At 69.6% G+C, this 8,689-nt stretch carries 6 protein-coding genes and 1 pseudogene; 4 read left to right on the forward strand and 3 right to left on the reverse strand.

What is annotated here, in order from left to right:
- The first annotated feature begins 27 nt into the window (after positions 1 to 27).
- The 4 genes and pseudogenes from CcI49_RS10465 to CcI49_RS44420 all read left to right on the forward strand — a co-directional run bounded on the left by CcI49_RS10465 (position 28) and on the right by CcI49_RS44420 (position 6,572).
- Positions 28 to 1,656 (forward strand): MFS transporter, encoded by a 1,629-nt coding sequence (locus CcI49_RS10465; RefSeq protein ID WP_076826022.1) that lies wholly within the window; start codon positions 28 to 30, stop codon positions 1,654 to 1,656.
- A 1,565-nt stretch (positions 1,657 to 3,221) separates the two neighbouring features.
- Complete coding sequence (locus CcI49_RS10475; protein ID WP_347280113.1) at positions 3,222 to 4,046, forward strand: alkaline phosphatase family protein; 825 nt, start codon at positions 3,222 to 3,224, stop codon at positions 4,044 to 4,046.
- 120 nt (positions 4,047 to 4,166) lie between these two features.
- Positions 4,167 to 5,484, forward strand: a pseudogene (locus CcI49_RS44415) (MFS transporter).
- Positions 5,481 to 6,572, forward strand: coding sequence for a PD40 domain-containing protein (locus CcI49_RS44420; protein WP_054570942.1), 1,092 nt, complete (start codon positions 5,481 to 5,483; stop codon positions 6,570 to 6,572). Before CcI49_RS44415 ends, CcI49_RS44420 begins: the two are co-directional and overlap by 4 nt.
- A 70-nt stretch (positions 6,573 to 6,642) precedes the next feature.
- Here CcI49_RS44420 and CcI49_RS10490 read toward each other — a convergent pair whose 3' ends face one another.
- From CcI49_RS10490 to CcI49_RS42945, 3 genes are all read right to left on the reverse strand, one after another.
- The gene (locus CcI49_RS10490) at positions 6,643 to 7,464 is read right to left on the reverse strand and encodes an NAD(P)-dependent oxidoreductase (protein ID WP_076826027.1); all 822 of its coding nucleotides are present in this window, start codon (positions 7,462 to 7,464) and stop codon (positions 6,643 to 6,645) included.
- A 4-nt stretch (positions 7,465 to 7,468) separates the two neighbouring features.
- The gene (locus CcI49_RS10495; RefSeq protein ID WP_076826029.1) at positions 7,469 to 8,323 is read right to left on the reverse strand and encodes an SAM-dependent methyltransferase; all 855 of its coding nucleotides are present in this window, start codon (positions 8,321 to 8,323) and stop codon (positions 7,469 to 7,471) included.
- Between the two features lie 8 nt (positions 8,324 to 8,331).
- A partial coding sequence (locus CcI49_RS42945; protein WP_206745180.1) for a hypothetical protein occupies positions 8,332 to 8,689 on the reverse strand: 358 nt, incomplete at its 5' end.

An 8,689-nucleotide genomic window follows, 5' to 3' on the forward strand; every position in this document is an offset into this window, starting at 1 on the left:
GTGAGCCGCGACGATGACAGGAGAGCCATGCGTAAATGGCTGCCGCTGGTGGCGATCTGCCTCGGCACGTTCATGCTGCTCGTCGACATCACGATCGTCACGGTGGCGCTGCCCGACATCGCCACCAGCCTCGACGCCTCGTTCTCCGACCTGCAGTGGGTGATGGACGTCTACGCCCTCGCCCTGGCCGCGCTGCTCCTCGGCGCCGGCGCGATCGCCGACCTGCGCGGCCAGCGCAGGGTCTATCTCGGTGGCCTGATCCTGTTCGCGGTCGCGTCGCTCGCCTGCGGGCTCGCACCGGGAGCGGGGACGCTCGTCGTCGCCCGCGGTGTGCAGGGCATCGGCGGCGCCGCGATGTTCGCCACGACCATGGCGCTGATCGCCAGCACCTACCGCGGCCGTGACCTCGGTGTGGCGTTCGGGATCTGGGGCGCGGTGAACGGGGCGGCCGCGGCCATCGGGCCGGTGCTCGGCGGCCTGCTGACCGAGCACGTGAGCTGGCGGGCGATCTTCCTGGTCAACCTGCCGGTCAGCGTCGCCGCCGCGGCCCTCACCCTGGCCGTCGTCGGCGAGTTCCGCCGGCCGGACGGCCCGCGGGTCGACCTGGCCGGAACCGTCACGTTCACGGTCAGCGCCGCGGCCCTCGTCTACGGCCTGATCCGCGCCGGTGAGCACGGCTGGGGCTCCGCCGGCACGCTGGGACTGTTCGCGCTGAGCGCCGTCGCGCTCGTGCTCTTCCTCGTGGTCGAGTCCCGCATCCCGCACCCGCTGCTGGAGCTTGGACTGTTCCGCCGCGGCGGCTTCGTCGCCGCGCTCATCGCCGGCCTCACCCTGTCCGCCGCCGCGTTCTCCGTGCTGACCTTCACCTCCGTCTGGCTGCAGGCGGTGCTCGGCCACGGGCCGGTCCGGGCCGGCCTCGCGATGCTGCCGATGGCGTTGGCCGCGTTCGTCGTCGCCGGGCTCGGCGGTCGCTTCCTGCACGCGGCATCGCCCCGCCTGACCATCGGCGTCGGCATGCTGCTGGTCGGCGCCGGTTCGGTGGCGCTGAGCCGCCTGGACGCCGGTTCCGACAGCGGCAGCCTCCAGCTCGGCCTGCTCGTCACCGGTATCGGCGTGGGCCTGGCCATTCCGGCGCTCAGCGCGGCGGCGATGTCGGCGGTGCCCCCGCAGCGCGGCGGGATGGCCGCGGGCGCGCTGAACACCTTCCGCCAGCTGGGCTTCGCACTCGGTATCGCCGTGTTCGGGCTGCTGTTCCACAACGGCATCCGCGACCAGCTGAGCGGGCACGTCGCCAACCCGGACACGGTGGCCGCCGCGATCGGCCAGGGGCAGGCCGCCCGGGACGTCCCCCCGGCCGCGCTGAGCGCCATCCGGGCCGCCGTGCCGACCTCGCTCGGCGATGTCTACCTGATCGCGGCGATCGTGGCCTTCGCCGCCGGTATCGCCGTGTTCGTGCTCATGCCGCGGGCCGTGGCCCACCTGGCCGAGAACACCCAGCCCGCTGATGGTCGTTCCGCTGACGTCCAGCCCGCTGATGGTCGTTCTGCCGATGGTCGTTCCGCTGCCGGTCGTCCCGATGACGGGCAGTCTGCCGGCGGGAAGTCGGATGGCGCACCGCGAGACACCGACCGGCCGGTCACCCACGCCGACATATGACTTGGATCCGGATCAATTTCGGGGCTGCTGTCGGACAGGCGTTGAGGACTCCAGACGCGGGGGAGCCCGTCGACAATCGCGCTTGCCCGGAAGCGGCAGCAGCCGCGATCGTTGCTCGGAGCCGCGAGCCGCGAGCCGCGAGCCGCGAGCCGCGAGCCGCGAGCCGCGAGCCGCGAGCCGCGAGCCGCGGGCTGTGTACCTGATTGATTCTCTGGGTTTCTGACAGCACTGGTCAGCTTTCGACGCGTGCGTGACTGTTCCATTCACGAAACTAAAGGGCTTCGCGTCTCTCCTCTTTCGGGTCTCTTGACATCCACACCTTCGTAGGTTTTGCAAGCCGTCGAAGGGCTGCTATAGGAAGAGCCACGAAGAGCTCTTTAGTCGCCGATTCCGCGAACCTCGCCGAGCCCCCGTGGGGGTGGAATTCTGCCCGCCCAGCGAGCCGAGAACGCCGCTGGTGGGCCCTTGAGTCGCTGGCCACGGGGGTCGTTGGGGTCTCGCCGGCGAGTCGGGCAACCTGCCCGGCCAGCGACGTCGCACCGCGGGTCGCCCATCGGCCGCCGTGGGCGGCCGATGGCCGATCGCGGCAGGTCCGTCATTTATCCAACAGATGGGAACGATTCTGGTTTCAGACGCCTCTGTCACTTTTCTGGCTGCGGGCCGGAAAAGCACCCGTCAGGGTTCCCCTACGGTCCGGCGACCGGCCGACCACGATTTTTCCTCCGCCGCGCGTGGCCAGCCGATGCGGCCTGTCTCGCTGTCGCGGATTAGCGCCGATCAGGATCTCCATTCGGTGGGCGGGGCAGTTCGCATTCCACGAACGCGGCCGGCCCACCGTGCGCCCGGTACCCCGGTACCCCGGTAGCCCGGTTTGGTGAGTCGCAAGAGTGAACGATTTTGGTCGTCCCAACGACCAAAATCCTTCTTTCTTGCGGGTCGCCAGGCGCCGCAGCGCCCCTTTTGTCGCTCTTGAGGTGAATTGTTGGAAGCGCATGCTGGTGGCCCGGATTCGCCGCGTCTCAGGATTCTGCTACGGCCTCCAGAACCACAAGAATTCTGCACTCTTCGCTGCCGCTGCTTTCGTGTGGGGGGAAAGATGATTCTGCTGCAGGCTCGAGGGCGACAAAATCCTCAACTGTTCGGGCCGACCTCGGCCCGAACATCCGATGATCATCGAAAATCCGCCCGGGCCCGGGCCCGGGCCCGGGCTTGAGGCAGAGGTCCCGGCCGGAAACATGTGCTAGAATTCCTTCCACACGGGTGTAGAAGCTCCTGCAATTCCCGCGACAGTACAGAGTGACCTCTGGTCAGCGCCGGCAGATGGCGGAAGTGGCGTCGAATATTCGCCCGCGTGTCACCTTGCCCTGGCCGCGGGTGAAATCGACGGAATGTATTTGCCGGCACGTCGCCATTTGCCTACTGACCGCACCGGACGATCTCCCTAACCTGGCTCTCCTTGGAAGCAGATCGCTGCTTCCTCCCGGATTACTCCCGGAGGTCCGCCAGTGTCCGTACCTGCTGGAATCAGGCACCCGCGCCTGGTGTGGGCTGTGCTCGCCGTCGTCGTGGCCCTGGCCGCGTCGTTCGGCGTGTGGCGTGCCGCGCCCGCCCGCGCGGCGTCGCTGCCCACGCCCGATCACGTGGTTGTCGTGGTGCTGGAGAACCACGCCTACTCCCAGGTCATCGGCAGCTCCAGCGCCCCGTACATCAACTCGCTGAAGACCGGCGGCGCGAACCTGACCGCGTCCTACGGAATCACCCACCCCAGCCAGCCCAACTACATGGCCCTGTTCTCCGGTGGCACGCAGGGCATCACCGGTGACAGCTGCTACACCGCCGGGTTCAGCAGCGCGGCGAACCTCGGCTCCGAGCTGATCGCCGCCGGCAAGACCTGGGCCAGCTACAACGAGGGCCTGCCGTCCACCGGTTCGACGGTCTGCACGAACAGCTCGACGAAGTACGCCCGCAAGCACAACCCGTGGTTCGGGTTCAGCAACGTCCCGACCAGCACCGCCTATCCCTTCACCTCGTTCCCGACGAACTACGCGAACCTGCCGAAGGTCTCGTTCGTCGTGCCGAACCTCTGCAACGACATGCACGACTGCTCGGTTTCCACCGGTGACACCTGGGTGCAGAACAACCTCGGCGCCTACGCCACCTGGGCCAGCACCAACAACAGCCTGCTCATCGTCACCTTCGACGAGGACAACCTGCTCAGCGGCAACCGCATCCCGACCGTGATATACGGCCAGCACGTCACCGCGGGCAGCTCCTCGTCCACCACCTACAACCACTACAACATGCTGCGCACCCTGGAGGACCTGGCCGGTCTGACGACGCACGCGGGCAGTGCCGCGAGCGCCTCGGACATCACCGGCATCTGGAGCTAGGCGACCGTGTATCTCGCGGACGCGCGCAGCGTCACGAAACCTGCCGGCCCGGGTTCCGACCCGGGCCGGCAGGCCTCCACCAGCCATGAGCATCACCGTGAGCATGGCCGTGGACGTCGCCTGGCCCGTGTCTCGCTCGCGCGGGTGGTGCCGGGCACGGTCCTCGTCCTGGGAACCGTCAGCCTGGTCACCGACATCTCGGCGGAGATGGTCACTGCCGTCCTGCCGCTGTACCTGGTGACGGAGCTCGGCCTCTCGCCGCTCGGGTTCGGCCTGCTCGACGGCCTCTACAACGGAGTCAGCGCCGTGGTCCGGCTGGTCGGCGGCCACCTCGCCGACCGCGGCCGGCGGTACAAGGCGACCGCGGCGGTCGGCTACGGCCTGTCCGCGCTGTGCAAGCCGGCCCTGCTCGCGGTGCACACCATGACGTCCATCGGCCTGGTGCTCGCGGTGGACCGGACCGGCAAGGGGCTGCGGACAGCACCTCGCGACGCGATGATCTCCCTTGCCTCGCCGGCCGGTACCCAGGGCCGGTCGTTCGGCGTGCACCGTGCGATGGACACGGCCGGCGCACTGATCGGCCCGATCATCGCGTTCTTCATCATGCGCACGACCGTCGACGGATTCGACGCGGTGTTCACGGTCAGCTTCTGCGTCGCCACGACTGGCGTCGTGATCCTGCTGCTTTTCGCGCCGAGCCGTGACCGCGGCCCGGCCCCCACAGAGCAGGTTCCCCAAGCCGCCGAAGCCGCCGAAGCCGCCGAAGCGGCCGAAGCCGCCGAAGCGGCCGAAGCCGCCGAAGCGGCCGAAGCCGACAACGTCTCCACCCGCGCCGCGCTCGGGCTGCTGCGCGTCCGTGAGCTGCGCCGGTTGACGAGCTGCGCCGCGCTGCTCGGCCTGGCGACGGTCAGCGATTCGTTTCTGTATCTGCTGCTGCAGCACGCCCTCGGCGTCCCCGACGAGTGGTTCCCCCTGTTGCCGATCGGGACAGCGACGGCCTTCCTGCTGCTGGCAATTCCGATCGGGCAGGCAGCCGACCGCTTCGGCAGCTGGCGGGTGTTCCTCGCCGGCCACGGTGGCCTTCTGGTGGCCTACGGGCTGCTGCTGTCCCCGGTGCACGGCGACTGGCTGCCGATCGTGGTGCTCCTGCTGCACGGTGCCTTCTACGCGGCCACCGACGGGGTGCTCATGGCCGCCGCGGCGGTCTCGGTTCCGGCATCGCTGCGCTCCAGCGGCCTGGCGCTGGTCCAGACCGGGCAGGCCGTGACCCGTTTCGCCTGCTCCCTGCTGTTCGGCGCCGCCTGGACGGCCTGGGGCGACCGAACCGCTCGCCGCCGCCGCGATCGCCCTCACGGGCTGCGTCGCACTGAGCGCCCTCCTGCGCCCCGAAGCGACAACGAGCCCCGAAGCGACAACGAAGGGACTACCGGCAAGATGAGCACACGTGGCCGGCTGGCGCTGCTGTTCGTCGCGATCCTCGCGCTCGGCGGGGTCGCCGTGGGCTCGGTGGTACGTGCATCCGCCCGAGCTGACCAGCGGGACCACCAGCAGGACGGCGGTCCGCCGGTGACCGCAGGGCGGGTCACCCTGAGTGTGGCGGACGACGCGCCGCAACAGCAACAGGACCGGCAACAGCAGGGCCAGCAGGACGAGGACCGGCAGCAGGGCCAGCAACAGCGCCTGGTGTTCCGGAACATGCTGTGGGGGCCGCACCGCGACGAGCTGGTATCTGTGCCGGCCGCGCAGCCCGCCGGCGCGCGGACCGCGTCCGGCGTGCGCTGCCTGCGGTTCTACGCCGCCGGCGGTGGTGGCATCTGCCTGCAGCAGGCGTCGGGTGTGCTGCAGGACACCTACCGCGCCGTGGTCCTGGACGCGGATCTGCACGAACGGCGCCACTTCGCGCTCACCGGCATCCCGACCCGAGCCCGGGTCTCGGCCAGCGGCCGCATGATGGCCTGGACGGTCTTCGTCAGCGGTGACTCGTACGCCGGCGGAACCTTCTCCACCCGCACCTCGATCCTCGACACCCGCACCTGGACGCTGGTCCAGTCCCTGGAGGAATACCAGGTGATCAAGGATGGCGCGCCGTACCGCAATGTCGACGTCAACTTCTGGGGCGTCACGTTCGCTGACGACAGCCATTTCTACGCGACCCTCGGCACCGGCGGAAAGACCTATCTTGTGCGGGGAGACGTCCAGGCGAAGACGGTGACGACGCTGCGGGAGAACCTCGAATGCCCGTCGCTCTCCCCGGACGGCACCCGGCTCGCCTTCAAGAAGCGCATACCGGACGCCCCCACCGACGCGCCGTGGCACGAGTACGTCCTCGACCTGCGGACCATGCGCGAGACGCCGCTCGCCGAACAGCGCAGCGTCGACGACCAGGCGGTATGGCTCGACGACCACACCGTCGCCTACGCCCTCGCCGGAGACTACGGCTCCGACCTGTGGACCGTCCCCGCCGACGGCACCGGCAGCCCGACCCGGCTGGCCACCGCCGCGCTCGCCCCGGCGGTGATCGGCTGATCAAATCCTGCCGGCGGTCAGGGCGCCGGTTCGCCGTCGCCACCGCCGTCGCGGTTACTGCGGATCACGGTTACTTCGGATCGCGGTGACCGCGGATCGCGGTGACGAGACGCTGGGCCACCTCGACGAGATCGCGGCCTGGGGCGGACGCGAGCACCTCGGCCATCAGGGTGACGTCCTTGGCGAGGGTCGGGCCGGCGGGGGAGTCGGYGACGGCGGCCAGCGAGCCGGCGCGCAGGCGTACCCCGGAGCCCACACCGGACGAGCTGCTCGTCAGCAGGACCGTTGCGAGGCCCTCGAGGTCCAGGCCGAGTGACCGCCCGGCCGTCATCGCCTCGTCGGCGAGCACGATCTGCGCGGCGAGCAGGGTGTTGTTGATGAGTTTCGCCTGTGAGGCGGCGCCGACGTCACCCAGGTGCACGACCTGGTTCGAGAACGCGGCCAGCAGTCCGGTGACGTCGGCGAGCGCCGCGGCGTCACCGCCGATCATGACTGTGAGCTCCCCGGTGAGGGCGCGTGGCGCGCCACCACTGACCGGGGCGTCCAGGACGCGCAGGCCGTGCCCCGCGGCCCGTTCGGCGATGGCCCGGATCTGCGCCGGTGACACGGTGCTGTGCACGAGCACGACGGTTCCCGGCGCCGCGGTCGCGGCGATCCCGTCCGGGCCGAACAGGACCTCCTCGACGCCGGCCGCGTCGAACACGCAGATCCCGACCGCCTCGACCCGCGCACCCAGCAGTGCCGGCGTCGCGGCGACGGTGACGTCCGGCCCGGTGAACGGTTCGAGCGACGCCGGCCGGCGGGCGTAGAGGGTGAGCTCGTGCCCGGCGGACCGAAGCCGCTGTGCCATCGGCAGCCCCATGCTGCCGAGGCCGATGAAGCCGACCTTCACGCCGCTAGAGCTTACGGGCGATCGCGCCGTACATGAACACCTCGTTGTCGCTGTACCCGGCGGCGTCGGCGTCGGGGTGCCAGCGGTGGACGAGGACGACGCCCGGGTCGAGGATCTCCAGCCCGCGGAAGAAGCCTTCGACCGTGGCCTTGTCCCGCGCGGTCATCGGGATGCCGTTGCCGCGGTACGCGGCGACCCCGCGCTCCACCGCTTCGGGCGCGTAGTCGCCGGTGGCCGTCGAGAGCGCGAGGATGCTGCCGGGGGCCAGCGGTGCCACGAGCGTGTCGATGACGTGCTGGATGAGCGTCTCGTCCGGGATGAACTGCACGAGCGCGATCAGGCTGAGCGCGACGGGCTGGCTGAGATCGAGGGTGGAGGCGAGCTGCTCGGACTTCAGGATGGTTTCCGGGTCCGTGAAGTCGGCGTCGAGGTAGGCGGTGCGGCCGTCGGGGGTGCTGGTGAGCAGGGCCCGGGCGTGCACCAGGACGATGGGGTCGTTGTCGACGTAGAGGACCCGTGACTCGGGGGCGACCTTCTGGACGACCTCGTGCAGGTYCGGCGTCGTCGGGAGCCCGGTGCCGATGTCGAGGAACTGCCGGATGCCGTGCTCCGTGGCCACGAGTTGGGCCATCCGGGCCATGAAGTTCCGGTTCGCCCRCATGGATCGAGACAGGCCCGGCATCATTTTCTCGGTCTGGTCGCCCGCCGCGCGGTCGGCCGGGAAGTTGTCCTTACCGCCGAGAATGTAGTCGTAGACCCGCGCCGAGTGCGGTACGTCGGTCTTCAGGTCGACGTTGGACGGCGCCCAGCTCGGTGCTCCCCGGCTGGCGCCCCACCTGGCGTCGTCGCGGTCAGTCACGACTACCCCTATCTCCGATATTGCCCACTTGCTACCGGTAACAGCTTCTTCAGTAAACTCTCGCACCCCCTGTCCGGGGGTGTCACATGGGGGTGCCACGGCGGGAAGCGCAGGTCGGTGACCACGCGAAAGCCGCCCGGTCGGTGAGTCGTGAAATGGCCGCTGACCAGACGTCTTCGCTTTTCGGTGCGCACACCGGTCAACAGCCCGTAACGGCTCAACAGCCTGTAACGGCTCAACAGCCCATAACGGGTCAACACCCCGTCAGGGCTCAGCGGCCGGTAACGGATCAGCGGCCGGTAACGGATCAGCGGCCGGTAACGGATCAGCGGCCGGTAACGGATCAGCGGCCGGTAACGGATCAGC

This window comes from Frankia sp. CcI49 (assembly GCF_001983215.1).
GTDB lineage: Bacteria > Actinomycetota > Actinomycetes > Frankiales > Frankiaceae > Parafrankia > Parafrankia irregularis.

Coding starts and splice junctions, on each gene's coding strand:
- CcI49_RS44420 (WP_054570942.1), top strand. CDS start 5,481: ATGAGCACACGTGGCCGGCTGGCGCTGCTGTTCGTCGCGATCCTCGCG.
- CcI49_RS10465 (WP_076826022.1), top strand. CDS start 28: ATGCGTAAATGGCTGCCGCTGGTGGCGATCTGCCTCGGCACGTTCATG.